This window comes from Bacillus capparidis, from assembly GCF_017832095.1.
Lineage (GTDB): Bacteria > Bacillota > Bacilli > Bacillales > Bacillaceae > Bacillus > Bacillus gobiensis.
Genome location: NZ_JAFDST010000001.1, coordinates 714,915 through 732,610, shown reverse-complemented (window position 1 = coordinate 732,610; position 17,696 = coordinate 714,915). Strand labels below are relative to the sequence as shown.

Annotated in this window: 18 protein-coding genes and 2 pseudogenes; 15 read left to right on the top strand and 5 right to left on the bottom strand. The window is 37.6% G+C overall.

What is annotated here, in order from left to right; all coding sequences use genetic code 11:
• Window positions 1-37 precede the first annotated feature (37 nt).
• Together JOC74_RS03570 and JOC74_RS03565 are read left to right on the top strand one after the other, a co-directional pair.
• Window positions 38-544: a GNAT family N-acetyltransferase gene (locus JOC74_RS03570; RefSeq protein ID WP_053602996.1), complete on the top strand. Its 507-nt coding sequence runs from the start codon at window positions 38-40 to the stop codon at window positions 542-544.
• A gap of 124 nt (window positions 545-668) precedes the next feature.
• Window positions 669-1,319 carry a helix-turn-helix transcriptional regulator gene (locus tag JOC74_RS03565; RefSeq protein WP_053602995.1) on the top strand — a complete coding sequence of 217 codons (651 nt, stop codon included), beginning with the start codon at window positions 669-671 and terminating at the stop codon, window positions 1,317-1,319.
• Between the two features lie 131 nt (window positions 1,320-1,450).
• On the opposite strand, the gene JOC74_RS23810 is transcribed toward JOC74_RS03565, so the two are convergent.
• Window positions 1,451-1,603, bottom strand: a complete 153-nt coding sequence (locus JOC74_RS23810) for a glycine betaine ABC transporter substrate-binding protein (protein WP_280881403.1) — start codon at window positions 1,601-1,603, stop codon at window positions 1,451-1,453.
• A 478-nt stretch (window positions 1,604-2,081) separates the two neighbouring features.
• On the opposite strand from JOC74_RS23810, the gene JOC74_RS03555 reads away from it, so the two are divergent.
• The gene (locus JOC74_RS03555) at window positions 2,082-2,615 is read left to right on the top strand and encodes a stress protein (RefSeq protein ID WP_211086052.1); all 534 of its coding nucleotides are present in this window, start codon (window positions 2,082-2,084) and stop codon (window positions 2,613-2,615) included.
• A gap of 58 nt (window positions 2,616-2,673) precedes the next feature.
• Here JOC74_RS03555 and JOC74_RS03550 read toward each other — a convergent pair.
• Window positions 2,674-2,781, bottom strand: a pseudogene (locus tag JOC74_RS03550) (hypothetical protein); the annotation flags it as partial.
• Window positions 2,782-3,175: 394 nt separating this feature from the next.
• Between JOC74_RS03550 and JOC74_RS03545 the strand changes: the two are divergent.
• The 3 genes from JOC74_RS03545 to JOC74_RS03535 all read left to right on the top strand — a co-directional run bounded on the left by JOC74_RS03545 (window position 3,176) and on the right by JOC74_RS03535 (window position 6,438).
• Window positions 3,176-4,813 (top strand): FAD-dependent oxidoreductase, encoded by a 1,638-nt coding sequence (locus JOC74_RS03545; protein WP_053602993.1) that lies wholly within the window; start codon window positions 3,176-3,178, stop codon window positions 4,811-4,813.
• Window positions 4,814-4,818: 5 nt separating this feature from the next.
• Entirely contained in the window at window positions 4,819-5,142 is a 324-nt protein-coding gene (locus tag JOC74_RS03540; protein ID WP_053602992.1) for a 4Fe-4S binding protein, read from the top strand.
• Window positions 5,143-5,547: 405 nt separating this feature from the next.
• Window positions 5,548-6,438 carry a sulfite exporter TauE/SafE family protein gene (locus JOC74_RS03535; RefSeq protein WP_053602991.1) on the top strand — a complete coding sequence of 297 codons (891 nt, stop codon included), beginning with the start codon at window positions 5,548-5,550 and terminating at the stop codon, window positions 6,436-6,438.
• Between the two features lie 737 nt (window positions 6,439-7,175).
• Here JOC74_RS03535 and JOC74_RS03530 read toward each other — a convergent pair.
• Window positions 7,176-7,316, bottom strand: coding sequence for a DUF3951 domain-containing protein (locus JOC74_RS03530; protein WP_211086051.1), 141 nt, complete (start codon window positions 7,314-7,316; stop codon window positions 7,176-7,178).
• Window positions 7,317-7,463: 147 nt separating this feature from the next.
• Between JOC74_RS03530 and JOC74_RS03525 the strand changes: the two genes are divergently transcribed.
• Complete coding sequence (locus tag JOC74_RS03525) at window positions 7,464-8,333, top strand: fructosamine kinase family protein (protein ID WP_053602990.1); 870 nt, start codon at window positions 7,464-7,466, stop codon at window positions 8,331-8,333.
• Between the two features lie 331 nt (window positions 8,334-8,664).
• Here JOC74_RS03525 and JOC74_RS03520 read toward each other — a convergent pair whose 3' ends face one another.
• Complete coding sequence (locus JOC74_RS03520) at window positions 8,665-9,798, bottom strand: CAP domain-containing protein (protein WP_312883768.1); 1,134 nt, start codon at window positions 9,796-9,798, stop codon at window positions 8,665-8,667.
• A gap of 354 nt (window positions 9,799-10,152) precedes the next feature.
• Between JOC74_RS03520 and JOC74_RS03515 the strand changes: the two genes are divergently transcribed.
• Entirely contained in the window at window positions 10,153-10,563 is a 411-nt protein-coding gene (locus JOC74_RS03515; protein WP_053602989.1) for a VOC family protein, read from the top strand.
• Between the two features lie 78 nt (window positions 10,564-10,641).
• Here JOC74_RS03515 and JOC74_RS03510 read toward each other — a convergent pair whose 3' ends face one another.
• The gene (locus JOC74_RS03510) at window positions 10,642-11,832 is read right to left on the bottom strand and encodes a DHH family phosphoesterase (protein ID WP_053602988.1); all 1,191 of its coding nucleotides are present in this window, start codon (window positions 11,830-11,832) and stop codon (window positions 10,642-10,644) included.
• Between the two features lie 276 nt (window positions 11,833-12,108).
• Between JOC74_RS03510 and blaOXA the strand changes: the two genes are divergently transcribed.
• From blaOXA to JOC74_RS03480, 7 genes and pseudogenes are all read left to right on the top strand, one after another.
• On the top strand, window positions 12,109-12,915 hold the full coding sequence (gene blaOXA, locus JOC74_RS03505; protein ID WP_053602987.1) for a class D beta-lactamase: 807 nt from the start codon (window positions 12,109-12,111) through the stop codon (window positions 12,913-12,915).
• Between the two features lie 238 nt (window positions 12,916-13,153).
• Complete coding sequence (locus JOC74_RS03500) at window positions 13,154-14,044, top strand: Vgb family protein (RefSeq protein ID WP_053602986.1); 891 nt, start codon at window positions 13,154-13,156, stop codon at window positions 14,042-14,044.
• Between the two features lie 378 nt (window positions 14,045-14,422).
• Window positions 14,423-14,795: pseudogene (locus tag JOC74_RS03495) on the top strand (VOC family protein).
• A gap of 491 nt (window positions 14,796-15,286) precedes the next feature.
• Window positions 15,287-16,180, top strand: a complete 894-nt coding sequence (locus tag JOC74_RS03490; protein ID WP_053602985.1) for a helix-turn-helix transcriptional regulator — start codon at window positions 15,287-15,289, stop codon at window positions 16,178-16,180.
• 47 nt (window positions 16,181-16,227) lie between these two features.
• Entirely contained in the window at window positions 16,228-16,791 is a 564-nt protein-coding gene (locus JOC74_RS03485) for an SDR family oxidoreductase (RefSeq protein WP_312883767.1), read from the top strand.
• Window positions 16,754-16,924, top strand: a complete 171-nt coding sequence (locus tag JOC74_RS24065) for a hypothetical protein (protein WP_312883766.1) — start codon at window positions 16,754-16,756, stop codon at window positions 16,922-16,924. The genes JOC74_RS03485 and JOC74_RS24065 overlap by 38 nt, the downstream gene beginning before the upstream one ends.
• A 274-nt stretch (window positions 16,925-17,198) precedes the next feature.
• Window positions 17,199-17,681, top strand: a complete 483-nt coding sequence (locus tag JOC74_RS03480) for a VOC family protein (protein ID WP_053602984.1) — start codon at window positions 17,199-17,201, stop codon at window positions 17,679-17,681.
• The last annotated feature ends 15 nt before the right edge of the window (window positions 17,682-17,696 follow it).

Here is a 17,696-nt window from a genome sequence, read left to right as displayed (position 1 = left end):
CGTAAATATAATAGTTTTTATGCTTAGGAGGAAAGAAATGAGTAAAATCATTATGAGTACTGATCGGTTAACCTTGAGACAAATGAGAAAAGACGACATCAATCATCTGCTTGAAATTTTTTCAGATCCCGTCGCGATGAAATACTATCCATCAACCAAGGATGAGTCTGCTGCGAATGAGTGGATCGATTGGACATTAAGTAATTATGAAAAATTCGGTCTCGGCCTTTGGATTGTCGAAGCAAAAGAGACAGGTGAATTTCTCGGACAGTGCGGAATTGTTCCTCAAGACATCGAAGGAACGATAGAAATGGAAATCGGCTATTTATTTGTTAGGAGCAAATGGGGGAATGGATATGCAACTGAAGCTGCTTTAGCATGTAAGAACTATGGGTTTAACCAATTGGAGCTCCCAAAGCTGATTTCACTCCCAGATATCAACAATAAACCTTCTATTAAAGTAGCAGAACGAATTGGTATGATCCTAGACAAAAAAATATATAAGTGGGAGAAAGATGTCTATGTTTATTCTGTGAAAAGATAATTTCATATAATTATTTATATAACACAGCTCACCCTATAAACTTTTCTGAGTAATAAATCATAAATTATTATAATTCATTGAATATTCATATAATATTCTATAACATAATACTTGAGGTGGTCATATGACAATAAATGCTCGAGATGAATTGATGAAATATATCCCCATAGCCGATGCGATCGCACAAACCTTTGGTAAAAACTGCGAAGTGGTTCTTTATGATCTTACCACTTCACAGTCTTCTGTTATTTACACGACAAATAACCATGTCACCGGAATCGAAAATGGACACCCCTTCAATCACCTTTTAACTCAAGTGCTATTATCCAAAAATCTGCAAAATGATGTAGCGGCAAATTATCAAATCGCGAGTAACGGAAAAGAAAACGTAAAATCAACATCTGTTCTTCTTCGTAATACAGGAGGAGACGCAATTGGCTGTCTCACAATCAATTACGACACTGAGCCACTTTTTCAAATCCAACAATTTTTATCAGATATTGTAGTAAAAGAAAATCCGCTCGATTTAAAAAAAGAAACAGAGTATAACAATGTACAAGAAATTGCAAAAACCCTTATTCAGCAAATTATTGGCGAATCTGATGTTGAGAAAATGGACAGGCGCAAAAAACTCGAGATTGTAGCGTCTATGGAAGAAAAAGGAGTGTTTTTAATCAGGGGAGCTCTGGAAACTGTGGCTGATGCCCTTCAAGTGTCAAAAGTAACGATCTACAGCTACCTTGATGAAATACGTGATCGAGCAGAAGGGAACTAACCCCATTTCATATTTTGCTCTCCTAAGGTGTAGGGGCGTAATTCATTTCTCTATTTGATCGTCTGTAATCTTTCCAGCCAGTTTGTTCAAAATTCCTTTTAACTCTGGATATTTTTCTAAGATTGTTTTTCTTAACAAAGGAGCTCCTTGGTATTAATGAAATAGATGCTTATATGCTCTAATACAGTAAGGTTATATTTTTTTAACGGATTATCTGTTGAATAAGCATCAACTAAATCAATATCCCCTGACTCTAGAGCAGTATATCTTAATTCCGCCTGCATCGTATTTACTTGAGAAAAAAGGAGTAGGATTTCAGTTAAAGAACTCGAATTGACATTGGTGACATGTCTTTTAGAGTAACCCCAAATATAACATGCAATGATAACTATCACTTAGTAATACTAACAAGTGAGGATATAGAGTAATAAAAAAATTAAAAGGGTTTTTTGCAAGGAAGTTTGATGAGAAGATTGAAAAAAATAGTTATTAAACACTTTACTGAAATTGTGAAAGACTAGACCTTTCATTAAAAGAGGTCTATAGATTGGGAATTTTTTCTTATGCTTAATTATACCGAAATATATTTCACCACATATCATTCGACCCTCTTCTTAAGCACCCACATCCATATTATGTTAAAAGTCGGTTCGAATCTATGCATATGAATGATAAGGAGTTTGACTCTTTGCTAGATCGATTTTCCAGGATAACATTAATTTGTATTAGCTTTAAAAATTTCCGAACTAGGAGGACGAAAAAATGAAAATCGGACGTACATTGCTTGGATCAACTTTAGCTTTAGCTTTAACAGTTCCTTTTGCAGCAAGTGCTTCTGCGGCTAGTGAGCCAGAAAGCAGTACAGTACCTCAAGTTTCACCTTCTACTAGTAAATTAAATAGTGAGGCGGCTCCATCCAGTTCTAATTTTAAAGCAGCAGGTGTTGAAGGAAGTTTAAATGTAGACGTGGATGTTTTAGGAATAGCTGACCGCATTAATGAAGCTGTTAAATCCGAGCAAAATCGTCCTGGCTGGGTTAAAAATGTGATGGAAACCACCTTTTATGCTTCAGGTCAGAAGTACAACGTAATGGTGTTTAATTTAAATCAAGAATATGATTACCAATTTAATGATGTGCAATTTTATGGATCAGCTGTTTATGACGGCATTACTTACGGAATCTGGGTATTCAAGGATGGCTCCTTTGACAATAAAGGAGACGGCGGCTGGATTAATTGGGCATTTAGAGGATGGTTTGACCGCACTGATAACCATGTAGACTTCCACACGCCTTAATTAAAAGAATAGCTTGCGGAGAGCAGACGTTCCCGCAAGCTTTCTTATTGTTTTAGTTTTAACTTTTATGTCCACCAGTTAAACCTGATCTTATTAATGCAGTTCCTCCAGGTGTATATGACACTGCTCTCAATATCGCTTTTGATCCATATTTAAGGAAATCACCTTCCATGAAAAATCAAAGTTTTAAATTCCAACTTGACAGATCAGAAATACAGGGATAATATAATGACAAGATATACTTGAGTTAAAATAAATGAATTAATTGAAAATGATTACAACATATTCTTTCCTCTTAGAAAGTGCATCTAGAACTGCAAAGTCCATTGATTCTCTTAATTTGGTTAGTATCTAAATTATTTAAGATGGTTCTTTATTCATCACCTTTCACAATTGACAAATCATACAACTTCACTAGGAAAATCGTTTCCGAATAAAAATAAATATTGAATTTCTTCAGGAACCTAAATAACAGGTCGACTGGATAACCAGAGACTCTTATCTTACGTTAATTCGTTAGATAAGAGTCTTTTTAATTTCTCCAAAAAGGAGTGTATTTCTTGCTTAACAATAAGGACTTTACAGAGCGGTTAGTAAATCAACACTATGACTTATTTTTAAAAGCAGACGTTTTAATTATAGGTGGGGGGCCAGCTGGCGCATGGGCAGCTTTGACAGCAAGGGAAAAAGGAGCATCTGTTGTTTTAGTTGACAAGGGATATTGCGGTTCAAGCGGGGCTGCTGCTCCTTCTGGAAATGGGGTCTGGTATATCCCACCTGATAAAGAGAAGAGGCAAGAAGCCATGAGAAGCAGGGAATCTTTAGGGGGCTTTTTATCAGAGCGGCGATGGATGAAGCGAGTTTTAGATAAAACATATGAAAACATGCACAAGTTAGAAAAGTGGGGTTACCCTTTTCCTGTAGATGAAACAGGCCAGACTCATAGAAAAAGCTTGCAGGGTCCTGAATATCTGCGTCTCCTCAGAAGAAAATTAATGAAAGCAAAAGTTACGATCCTGGATCACAGTCCCGCGTTAGAGCTGCTTTATGATAACCATGGGGTTGCCGGAGCAGCTGGCGTAAATAGGCAAAGTCAGGAAGTTTGGGCGGTTCAGGCAAGTTCAATCGTGATTGCCTCAGGAGGATGCGCGTTTCTTAGTAAAGCATTAGGATGCAATGTTTTAACCGGCGATGGGTATTTGTTCGCCTCTGAAGCTGGTGCTGATCTATCCGGGATGGAGTTTTCAAATGCATATGCAATAGCTCCTAAGTTTTCATCTGTTACAAAAACAGCTTACTATGAGTGGGCTAGCTTTACATATGAGAATGGGAAAATTATTGAAGGAGCCGGTTCAAGGAAAGGAAGATCCGTTATTGCGAAAAAGTTGAGAGAAGGGCAAAAGGTCTTTGCTCAATTGGATAAAGCAAAGCATGATCACCATTTGCAAAGGTATATGCGCCTTGCTCAGCCAAATTTTTTCGTTCAGTTTGACCGGATGAATATTAATCCATATACTGATCGTTTTGAAATCACCTTACGCCTTGAAGGAACAGTAAGAGGGACAGGAGGTATTCGTATAAAAGATGAAAGCTGTTCAACTTCCATTCCTGGCTTGTTCGCTGCCGGTGATGCAGCAACGAGAGAATTAATTTGCGGAGGATTTACAGGCGGTGGGAGCTATAACGCAGCCTGGGCTATATCTTCAGGCAGCTGGTCCGGTCAATCAGCAGCAGTTTACGCACAAAAACTCAATGCGAAGAATCACACTCGAGAGCTATTGAGGAAGGAAGTCTTGGGATTAAACAATAACCAAAGCAACGGGGAATCCCTGAAAGCTAATGAGCTTACTAATCTTGTAAGAGCCGAGGTAACGCCCTATGAAATTAATTTATTTAGAACTAAGAAAAATCTGGAACCTTCCCTGAATCGGTTAAATCTGTTATGGAACGAGGCAAGAAGCCATTTGCGAGAGTCTGATCAGGACATCATACGAGTTAGAGAATCTGCAGCAATGCTGGCAACATCCCGTTTTATGTATACAAGTGCTATTGCTAGAACCGAAACAAGGGGTATGCATAAACGGCTTGATTTCCCAGACAAAGATCCTAACCAGCAGTATAGGTTATTAAGCGGAGGGTTAGATCAAATCTGGGTGAAAAAAGATGCAACATCACTGCAGGTTGCAAGTGGGGAGTGAAGGAAATGATTGAGGTTCTGCTCGAAGATCGATGCATTGAATGTAATCTCTGCGTAAAAGTATGTCCAACGAATGTATTTGATAAAAGACAAGAAGAATCACCTGTGATTTCCCGTAAGGATGATTGCCAAACCTGCTATATGTGTGAGCTATATTGTCCTGTAAGCGCACTTTATGTGGCCCCAAACGCTGAAGAAACTACTGATCTCCCACAAGAAAAACTGATCAATTCCGGTAAAGTCGGAAGTTATCGCAATGAAATTGGATGGGGAAAAGGGAAGCAATCAACAGCAAAAAAAGATTTATATTATAAATTCTACCTAAAATAAAGCCAAGGAACGAACTGTGAAAAAGAAACTATAGTACCTGACTATCCTTGCCAGCTAAATGAAAAAACTAAATTTATCACATGCACAACCGGTACCTCAATTTACTTTACATGAAGGAGTTGTAAACCTGCCGAATCAATTGGAACGGCTAGGTCATTCTTTGAACAATTGGTGCGAGCTATCAAATTAATACCATGCTCGTAAAATATTTATTTACTTACAGAAGCACTCGGGAATTTGAGTGCTTTTTTTGTATTATTTGCTTGCTAAGCTGCGAAAGTATTATTTTTACGATAAAACTTAGTTGACATATCGGATTTATTAACTTAAAATCAAAGAAATAAAAATAACAGTGGAAAAACATTGGGCATAATATGTTTTAGAAAATAGTTTGGGAGGTTCATTGTGAAGAAGTTATTGATTTTTGCAATCGTGGGTTTTTTTGCACAAATTATTGATGGGTCACTGGGAATGGCGTTTGGTGCCACATCCTCTTCGTTACTGCTCGTGTTTGGAGTAGCACCAGCCGTTGTATCAGCGTCGATCCACATCTCTGAGATTGCCACTACCGCTTCTTCCGGCATATCACATTGGCGGTTTGGAAATGTAGATAAACAGCTGCTCTGGAGGTTAATTATTCCTGGATCGATCAGTGCATTTCTTGGTGCAGCTTTTTTAAGCAATTTAAATGGGGAAGTTCTTAAGCCGTTTATTTCATTGTTTTTATTCTTGATGGGAATTTACATTATCATTCGTTTTATGTTTAAGTTTTATCCAAGTGAAGACTATTCAACACGAAAGCTAAAGAACATTTTTCTCATTCCTCTTGGCGCATTGGCAGGATTTTTTGATGCTGTAGGTGGTGGGGGATGGGGACCGATTAACACTCCGATTTTGTTATCTAAAAAAGGGTTTGTTCCACGTAAAGTAATCGGAACCGTTTCAGCGAGTGAATTTGCCGTTACGTTATCCGCATCACTCGGATTCTTGTTGTTCCTCGGGTGGGAGCAGATCAACTGGCTGTGGGTGGCTGGATTTGCCCTCGGCGGAGTGGTCGCGGCGCCATTTGCAGCTTGGCTTGTGAAAGTGATTCCAACCTATTTGTTAGGAGTATTAGTGGGAGGGTTAATTGTATTTACGAACGCCCAAACATTAATCGGTTTAATAGTGGAAGACGATGTGATTAAATACATCATCAATGGTTCTTTGATATTGGTATGGATTGCTTTGTTTGTTTATGCTGTATTTAGTAAGAATGAAAAAAAAATAGAAATATTACAAAATACTAATTTGTGATAATTAATCTTTTTCGATGAGCCTATGCTCATCTTTTTTTATTTTACTAGCATTTTTTTACATATGAAGTTTTAATTGTGCTAAAATTCAGATAACATGTTTCTATAATTTTATAACCCATACTGCTTCTCTTTTTCCTATCCTTATCTATTTTCGCTTATATAGTGCACTTTTAAATTCTTTTCACATTCAATCATGAAAGATCCTGTCTATTTTAAGAAAATTATACACTTCCTATTTATGATAAGTTCTGCCATCTTCCTATTGCTGATTCCGATCGTAGCGTACATGCTGTATCAGTACTACCCGAAAGGTAAAAGAGAGATTCCTTATCAAGCAAATATCCATTCGCAGGGATAGGTTTATATGTTACTTAGGCATGGATAAAAGCTTGCAGTTAGCGGGTACCCGAAATAGAATTATCCTACAATGTAAACAACGGATATCAATAGGGATTCTCGTAGTCCACACTTAAATAAGGAAATTTTCAGACCGGATACACATAGCAAATAGTTGCGAAAGAAGTCAGAATATAAAATTATAGAAGAGACAGGCGATAAAAAGGGAGAAGAAGAATGGCCAAGTTCACTTTCGAAAGTAACGCTAAAATAAATGGCGGCAAAAAACTTGGAATTTGTAGATCGTAGAAATCTCATAATCAAATCGTTGACATTTGAGGCATATGCACAAACTTGAACAAAAATGGGGGAGGTTAATCATCTTCTTATAAGCTGTAATCAATCTCTTTTCCTTCCTGCGTCAATATCATCTATCGGCGTATAAGAATTGTTCGGCATTTTTCCTTTTTTGATCATTCGAAATATCGGAAAACTAATTGCAAATACAAAGATCGCACCAACTAAAATTTGCAAAACCATCATGCATTCCACCTTTCTAATTCATGATTTAACTATAGCAGAGTTTAACAATAAAGGAAAAGATTTAGTTATGTGAAAAAATTGACGTTTATATTGAAATTTCGACGGTTATTTCTCACAATGATTTAAAAAGGAGATGATACACCAATGACTACTACCAAATCAATTAGCAGGATTATAGAGAAAATCGATCCAGAGCTTTTGATTAATAGAATTTCTCCTCAACACGGGGGCGATATTAATGATGCCTTCTTCGTGGAAACAAATAAAGAGCCCTTATTCATTAAAACAAATAGCGGCGTTCCGAAAGATTTTTTTGAAAAAGAAGCCATGGGGCTGGAAGAATTAAGATCTAGCGGGGCAGTTAACGTTCCAAATGTGCTTCTATATAATCAAGAAACAGAGAACGAGCAATATCTTGTTCTGTCATACGTTTCGGGTAATAAAGAACCTGCAACTGAAGCAAAACTCGGTCAGCAGCTTGCCAGAATGCATCAAGTTACAAAATCATTTTATGGCTTGCCCTACAGTAATTACCTTGGTACTTTTCAACAAGAAAGTGGTGAATATGAGAAGTGGGTCGATTTTTACCGTGAGAAACGGTTACTCCCGCAAATCGAAATAGCTGTAAAAAAAGGATACTTAAAGGCTGCACAAAAAGAACGTCATCTTCAACTACTAACAAGGCTTGAAGAGTGGATTCCTGCTGATCCTGGAGCTTCTGTCCTCCATGGTGACCTATGGGGCGGAAATTGGATAGCAGGGAATAAGGGAGAGCCTTATTTAATTGATCCGGCCGTGATATATGGCGATCGCGAAATGGACCTAGCGATGACAGCCTTGTTTGGGGGATTTGGCAGCTCCTTTTATAAAGCGTATGAAGCGGAGTCAAATTCCAAACTTAATCAAGAGATTTGGCCATTATACCAGCTTTTATATTTATATATGCATTTAAATTCTTTCGGAGTGAGTTACCTCGGAGCCACTGAACGAATTGTTCAACGATTTTTGGGATAAGAGGACCAGCTTATAGAATCCGATCCTACCAAGCCAGACTCTTTTCTGAGGTTCCAATTAAATAAGCTTTATCTAGAGAGGAGGAAATCAAAATAACACAAAGAAAAGTGACCTTCTGACCGAGTTAGCGAAGCCGGCCAGAAAGTCACTTGAAGGGGCTGGATATTTAAGACTTGAGCAGTTCACAAAGCTCAGCGAAAACGAGGTCTTGCAGCTTCATGGCAGGGTCCAATAGCGATGGACCAACTTCGTCACGCGCTAACCACAAAGTGCCTATCGTTCCTTACGGCTCATGAAGCAATTGTCTTTCATATTTTATGTCATCTATCATTTATAGAGACGGAGAATCACTATAGAAATTTTCCGTATAATAAGGCTGTGATTCGTTATTAAACGCCACACCGACACCTAAAAATTCATAATTTTCCCGGAGGATGTTTTTTCTGTGCCCTAAAGAATTCATCAGTCCTTCGTGGGCAAAAATGCTGCTGAACTGCCCGTATGCCAGATTTTCACCAGCCGTAACATAGCGAATATTATCTTCCTTCATCCGATCGAAAGGAGATTGGCCTTGTAAATTTGTATGATCGAAGTATTGATTTTCCGCCATGTCCAAGCTGTGATCCCGAGCGGTTTCCCTCACAAGATCATCCCATTTTAAAATAGGCAGGTCGTGATTCACTCTTGAAGCATTTGTTAAATCAAACAGCTGATATTCAAAGCCTTCTTTTAGTTGTTGGCTTGATTCAGTATAAAGTTCATTTTTATTTTGTTCCAAATCTTGATCGATGATCTGAACCGCAGTAACCGTATTGTTTTCATGCTTACCATAAAAGATTGTGGCATAGCTGTGATCAAGCTTGAAAACCTCATACTCTCCATTTTGATCTATTTTATAGTTAAACAAACCTTTCCTCATGATCGATTCAGGATTACCGAGCTTCTCCTGAACCGATTGCTTCGAACTCCCTAGTTTAATTCCCGTTGAAGAGGCTATCAAATCTTGATTTGAATAAAGGCCGCGAACATTATTTTTCTCATCATAAGCAACCATGATAAAATTTTGGTAGTTTTCATGATAGGCTGCCCAGCTGACTCCATATTCATTTTCAGTAGTCCGTTTCGGTTTGCCAATTTTCTTTTCTACCTCAGCTTTTGATTCGCCTAATTCAACATTATGAATCGAAAACATTTGATCTTTAGGTGCTGTTAATTTTGGCGGATCAACTTTCGAATCGTTTGATTCTGAAGGTTCATTATTAAGCTGCGTAAATATAGAATTTAATTGCTGATTTAAAGTATCAATCGCATAATTGATCTCTGGATTTTCTTTTACAGAATCGACAGTAGAACTGATGGAATCCCTTAAAGACGAAGGAACGAATTGTTGAACTGGCTCTTCCCATAACGGCTTTGAAATATAGCCGATAAACACAACCATTAATAATATAATAAACCGCTTCACAACTTCACTCTCCAATTCCAAGACTCTGCATCAGCCTTTTGATATCCCTTCTAATATTATAGTCCTACTTATTATTTCTGAAAAGTATTTAGTATTGAGAAAAATATCGTGCTTCAAAAGAAACATTTTTATTGCGAACCGAACGTATATTCGCTTATAATAAATTTACTAACAAGATGAAATCAGTTCTAAATGAAAAGGGGAAAGTGACTGATTTTTAATGGGGAGTTAGTCAATATTCTTTCTAGTTCAGATGGGACAATTATCCTCTTAGATGCTATTCTAAAGACAGGCATAATGGTCATTTTCGTTTCCTTGCTCATCATGTACACTAATTTTTAAGGAGTGTTCAAAATGAAGCAGCAAGCCACGCCATATTTATTGTTTAATGGAAATGCCAGAGAAGCTTTGGAGTATTATAAGGAGATTTTTGAAGGAGAAATTATTGAGCTTCAAACGTATGGTGAAGCGGATTATCCTACTCCTCCAGAAGCTGATGAAAAGATTATTCATGCTCAATTTAAAAAAGGCAATTTATTTCTTATGGCTTCTGATTCGTTTCCAGGCAGCGAGGTTGAGTTCGGAAGTAACATTTCATTGGCGCTTGAAATTGAAAGCGAAGAGGAAATTCAAAATTTGTACGATCGATTCACTGAGCGCGGTACTGCGTTAATGGAATTGCAGGATACTTTTTGGGGAGCGAAATATGGAAAGGTAAAGGATCCTTACGGAGTTATTTGGGACCTCAATTTTACAAAAGCTTAAGGATTAATACATACGCTATTCTTTCTTCAGTATGACATAAAAGAATAGCGTTTTTTATATTCACTCCAGACAAATCGTTCAGCCTTTTCCTTTAGTTTTACGAACAACGTCCATCAAATAGCTGACAAATATATCATCTTTTACAAGCCATGCTTCAAAATTTCTTTTTAAGGAGCTTTCTGCTGCTTCAAATGTTTCGAAGATTTCTTCCATCTTCACTTCATTATGTTCAATCGCCCATTCGTTTTCATTTACGGGATAGAGGAGAAAGGTTTCTTCCATTCGATTTTCATATAAAGATCCAAAAGAAGATTTTTTGAGATTGTGTTTATTTCTTTTCGCATCTTCCCGCAAGGGCTCAAGATGAAATGTTTCAATCACGTATTGTTGGTAAGCTTCATCTGTTAAAAGGGATCCCGAAGCTTTTGCGTGTCCGCCCCCTCCGAACTGGCCAGCTACCTGAGATACGTCGACATGATCATGAATGGTTCTGAAACTCATACGTTTCCCGCCGATATTGATAATCGCAATATAATCCAGATGCGGGTAGTCTTTCCCCAATTCATTTCCAAGTTCTGAGGTGTTTGATTCTGCATAGACGACACCGGCAAAGTATTCTCCTAATGGTGTCTGAACCAATTCCCGTCTTTTCCTGCGGATATATCGTTCAATTTTGTTTTCTTCCATATCAAGGATTCTTTCTTCAAACTCGTCAAAGAAAAAATGATCGTTTGTTGCTAAACGACTGACCATCATCTCTTCGAATTCATCAATGGAAACTAAAAAGAAGAGAGAATTTAGCCTCAAGGCTTCCTGATTGTCGTTTTTTTCCCACTCCCAGGTGTCATATTGCCGGACAAGCTCGACAAATTCACTTACAGCATTTGAAGGCTCTAAATATTCATGCTTGATGAGATACTCGTAGAATAGTGAAGTCGCGGAATTAAGGCGTCCGGATTCATCTTCAACCGAGACATATCCCCATTCATGCTCATTAAAATGGAGGGCAGTTTGGTGATGGTCGATCAACTGGACTTTCCCGCCTTTTTGATAAAATCGATCAAGTTGGCGTTCATTTTCTTGATTAACAGATAGATCGGTAATCAGCAAAAACGTGTTTTTTTCCCCGGCTTCAAGAAACCTTTCAACTTCATGATTGAGCCCGGAAATGGAATTGTAGCGCACTTTGACCTTTTTGCCGAAAGCAAGCTTTGCTAAAATTCCGCATCCCACCCCGTCCAAATCAGTATGAGATAACAGTCTGTACATATTTTTCACCTCTTAAGTAGTATGGTTCAAAAACGGGTGAAATATTGCCTTCGAATTTCGAAAAATTCACTAGACATGTACTCGCATTAGATTTCACCTATCAGAATTTTGTCGAGGATTTTTATTTTGATCTAAAAAATTCGGATAAATTAATAATAGCTTAATCTGTTAATATCAAAAATAATTCCTTGTAAATATCATGAACATTTCCCATGTTTATTTGATGATGAAGCTGATAGAATGAGGCTGTAATTACATTTGTGAGGTGAATTCAAAATGAAGAAACTAAAGAATCTGGCAGTACTTTTAGTTCTTATTTGTGCAGCTGTTCTCATTACATATGTGCAGTCACCAAGTGAAGCTAACGCTGCCAAGGACAACCTGAATGTAAAAAAGCTCGAGGTCGATGAATTTTTTTCTGATCATGACGGAACGTTCATACTGCGAGAGATGAAAAATAACAGAACATTTATCTATAATAATGAACGAGCCAATCAAAGGTTTGCACCGCAATCAACGTTTAAAGTTCCTAATGCACTTATTGGATTGCAGGTAGGTGCTGTAAAAGATGAATATGACATTAAATATTGGGATGGTGAGGAACGGGAAATTCCGATATGGAACCAGGATCATACGCTTGGGTCTGCCATGAGGTACTCTGTCGTTTGGTATTATCAAGCGATGGCCCGTGACATTGGAGAGGACCGAATGGAGGAGTGGGTTCAAAAAATTTCTTATGGGAACCAAGATATTAGCGGAGGAATTGACCAGTTTTGGTTAAGCAGCTCACTTAAAATATCTCCAATCGAACAAGCAGATTTTATGGGAACACTGTATAAAGAGAACCTTCCTTTCGATAAGAATGTGATAAAAACAGTTAAACGGATAATGATCCAGGCTGAAGGGGATGACTATACCCTTTACGGAAAAACAGGACAAGGGTCTGGCTTAGGCTGGTATGTCGGTTTTATAGAAAAGGACAATCGGGCATATAGTTTTGTTACGAATATTGACGGAACAAGTACAGACGCTAAAAACATTACATTGGATATTTTAAAGAAATATCAATTAATGGAAGAGTAAGGGCGGAAATTTCATCTTAAACATATTATATAGACGATAATAATGGGTAGTAGTTAACGTTCTCTACGTAATCTTACTGCTCATTTTTTTATTGATAATTAGTAATATATGGATTTTATTTTTATAGTCCTTAAAGTTTTTAACGTTAAGGGGGAAAAGATTGATTATCGACAAATCCATCTGCAGACCTTATCTGCTTTATAGGACGTTCAAAAATTATTGATTGGAGGGATAATAAATGAAATTTGATTTAAGAGAGTTTAATTTATCAATTCCCGACTCAGGTCCGTACGGTATAGCTTCAACACAAGACGGAAAGGTATGGTTTACACAACATAAAGCAAACAAAATCAGCTGTATAAATCAGAGTGGTGAGATAAAAGATTTTATAGTTCCTACTCCTGATGCTAAAGTTATGTGTTTAACTGTATCTTCCAGGGGCGACATATGGTTTACAGAAAATGGTGCTAATAAAATAGGAAAGCTTACAACAACAGGTATTTTTACAGAATACCCACTACCACAGTCGGATTCTGCTCCTTACGGAATAACTGAAGGCTTAAATGGTGATATATGGTTCACCCAAATAAGTGGGAATCGTATAGGCAAATTGACCACTGAAGGTGCTATCCATGAATATGATCTGCCAAATAAGGGTTCGTTTCCTTCTTTTATTACTTTAGGTTCGGATAACGCACTATGGTTCACAGAAAACCAAAATAATGCTATTGGAAGAATGACTGATACTGGAGAGTTAACGGAATACCCTCTTCCTACACAAGAAGCAGGGCCAGTGGGTATTACTAGTGGTAACGATGGTGCACTCTGGTTTGTCGAAATTGCGGGCAACAAAATAGGTCGTATCACTACTTCTGGAGAAATTAGCGAATATGATATTCCAACTCCGAACTCACGTCCACATGCTATCACCAAGGGAAAAGATTGTGAAATATGGTTCACTGAATGGGGAGCAAATAAAATTGGCAGGATTACGAGTGATCAAACGATTCATGAATATCCAATTCAAACAGAAAATGCAGAGCCGCATGGTATTGCATTTGGGAATGATGGATCCGTATGGTTTGCGTTAGAGTGTAACAAAATTGGCAAGTTAAATTTGAGTGAATGAGATCAGAGAGAGCATTATTTATGAAACCGCAAAACCAGTAAGGACCTAATACAGAAGAAGTATATCCCTATCATACGAAATAGGTTTCAAGGAAATTTTAATAAATCGAAAAGTAATTACTTTTCACTTAGATTAGTCCTCGTTATGGGGAAGAGAAAAAAGTGAAGAAATCGTAAACTCGTTATTGTTAATGAGTTTAATAAGCTTATTTGCATCTATGTTTCTATTTTTATTTCATTAAAGGCGCATTTCCGTAGTAAGGATTGGTTTTACCTTATATAAATTTCGATAAGCTGAGATGTGTTCTTCAAAATAATCATGTACAATTAACTCATGCAAAAAAATTCCTAAATTATTTATTTTTTACGAGGAGGAAACATGAAACTAGGCGCATTCTCTATAAGTTTAAGTGTAAAAGACATTAATAAGTCAAAATCATTTTACGAAAATCTAGGATTCCAAACCTTAGGTGGAGATATTACGCAAAATTTGGCTTATAATGAAGAATGAAAGTACCGTCATTGGTTTATTTCAGGGAATGTTTGAAAAGAACATTCTGACGTTTAATCCAGGTTGGAATGAAAATGCAGAAAATCTTGATTCATTCACAGACATTCGAGATCTTCAAAAGCAGCTTAAAGCTAAAGGAATTAAAATGTTGTCAGAAGCAGATGAAACAAGAGAAGGTCCTGCAAGTTTTACAATTGAAGATCCTGATGGTAATACCATTCTTGTAGATCATCACAGATGATGTAGAGGATAGAATGAGACAAAATTTTTTGATTAAGATCCAAATACTAAAACTGTAACCCGTAAGGTGGACACTTTGAAAAAAGTGACTCTCTTGCGGGTTTTTTGTGTTTAGTTTAAGCAAAGGAACTAGATTAGAACGAGGTAAAGATTTATGGGAGAAACTAGAGAAGCTTTCAAGATATTCACCGACAAGAGATGAAACTACTTTTAGGCGCCTCGAATGTACGGCATATTACTCTAAAAGGGAATTCACGTATATCGTCGTATTTAATCATTATAAAGGACTCAAACCGACCGTTTATTTTATAAAGTAACTGTTTTATCATCTAAAAAAATTTTTAAAAGATTTATAATCCTGACAAACTAGATGTCAGGATTGATGAGTTATTCTTCAATTATCCACAGAATGAAAGGAGATGGATAATTGAACAGTGTGATTCCATAAAGAATAAGAGAAATGGGAAAGTCTGTTGACAAGGAGTGTGAAAGATGAAACTAGATCGTCTGCTCGTTATTACGATGGAATTGATGACGAAAAAGAGGGTGACGGCAACTGAACTGGCTTCTAGGTTCGAAGTCTCTATTCGAACAATCTATCGTGATATTGAATTGTTTAACCAATCTGGCATCCCTGTAGCTTCTTTCACTGGAACTGAAGGTGGTTTTGAGCTAATGAGCGGGTTCTTCTTAACAAAGCAACACTTCTCTGTCGATGACTTTTCAGTGATCTACAATCTCTTAAAGGGGATGGAGGGCGCCGTCGGCGGCACAAAATTCACATCGTTAGTCAATAAGATTGGCACTTTACAGCCTGCTTTGCTGCATAAAGGACGTCAGGAGAAAATTGTATTTGATATGAGCGCTTCAGAAGAAGAGAAAGAGATTATTCTTCCCTTATTGCATGCGATTGATCAATCGAAAAGGATGGCATTTACCTATATTAATGCCTCTGGTCAAGTCTCAGAAAGGAAAATAGAACCGTTGAATCTTTTATGGGAACAGGGAATTTGGTACTTGGAGGGATATTGCTTATTACGGAAAGACAAGCGTTACTTTCGTGTTTCAAGGATCATCAATCTTGAAGTGACAGAAGAGATTTTCAATCCGAGAGCAGAATTGAAACATCCGGTTCATCAACAAGAAAAAGGAATAAAGGTTTATCTCCGTTTTGATTTAACCGCACAGCCTCAAGTATTTGAGCAATTTCCAGGGGAATTTACACATCATGGGGATTTTATTGACGTACAAACGACTTTCTATTCAAGAGATTATGCGATCTCTGCCATTTTAAGCTATGGAACAAAAGTGAAAATTATTTCTCCCGATGAGTTGAAGCAAGATTTAATTATAAAAATGAAAGAGATTCGAAATATCTATTTTTGATAGAATGCTTGGTCGGGAAGTTCATACGAATCATAGGAGGATGAAGAATGACAATTTTGGTAACTGGTGCTACAGGAACGGTAGGAAGACACGTCGTAGATCAGCTCGTTAATAAAGGGGAAAAGATAAGAGCCGTGTCGCGCAACCCAGCTAAAGCCAATTTGCCTAAAAGGGTAGAGGTCGTAGAAGGAGATCTGACTGTTCCAGAATCGCTTCAAGCTCCTTTTCAGGGAATTACTGCATTATATTTAATCTTGTCAAGTGATAATGCGGCTAGCCCTTTGCAAACAAATCCTAAAGTCATAGAACTTGCAGGTAAAGCTCGCGTTAAACGAGTTACGGTATTGATGGACTATGAAGGGAACCCTATTGAACAAGTCCTTAAAGACAGCGGCATGGAATGGACATTACTAAAGCCTGTAGAATTCATGGCAAACGTACTTGCAGATTGGCTAGAATCTATTCGTTCGGAGGGTGTTGTTCGTGAGCCGTTTGGTGATGTCCTTAGTGCCAGAGTGCATGAAGCAGACATAGCTGCTGTCGCGGTTGAAACTTTGATTAAAGATGGTCATCATGGAAAAAGCTATTTTCTTACGGGACCACAGGTATGAAGAGGGAGATATCGAATTCTTCATCCAAATGGGAAAAAATCCGCCTGAAGTCGGTTACTCGGTTTTGCCAACTGTAGAGCAAGTGACAGGGAAACCTGCAAAAACGTTTGTTGAGTGGGTGACTGAACATTAAAACGACTTTATGTAATAAGCCAGTTTTTAATAGATGACCTGGTCTCTTAGCCAGAGCATTTATAAAAGATGATAAGAGCTGGCAAACATGCAATATGCAATTGATATGAAAGACTTAAAAATATCGTAAAACAAAAATGAGGATGGAGAGGAGCCTTTCTCGTACCAGGATTTAAATGACAGTTACGCTTAACAAATAATTAAATGCAGAAGGAATCATTCTTTGAAAGGAAGAAGATAGTACTGGTATAAACGATCTGAAGGAGGAAAGCGATATGCAACAAATTACACCGTTTTTGTGGTTCAATGATAACGCTGAAGAGGCAATCAATTTTTATACTTCGATTTTTAAAAATTCTAAAATTGTAAGCTTGCATCGCTATGGCAAAGAAGGACCAGGGAAGGAGGGAGCGCTGATGACTGGGACATTCCAGCTGGACGGACAAGAGTTCATGGCTTTAAACGGCGGCCCCAAATTTCATTTTTCAGAAGCGGTATCGTTCTTTGTAAGCTGTGAGACCCAGCAAGAAATAGACGAATTGTGGGAAAAGCTCTCAGAGGGCGGTGAAACACAAATGTGCGGCTGGCTGAAAGATAAATACGGGGTATCTTGGCAGGTTATCCCTTCCGAGTTAGAGGAATTGTTACACGGTGAAGATGCTGAAAAATCGAGAAATGTCATGAACGCCATGCTCCAAATGGATAAATTAGATATCAAAGAGCTAAAACAAGCATATGAGGAGACAACGATCAAATAGTTTGAAAGGATGCAA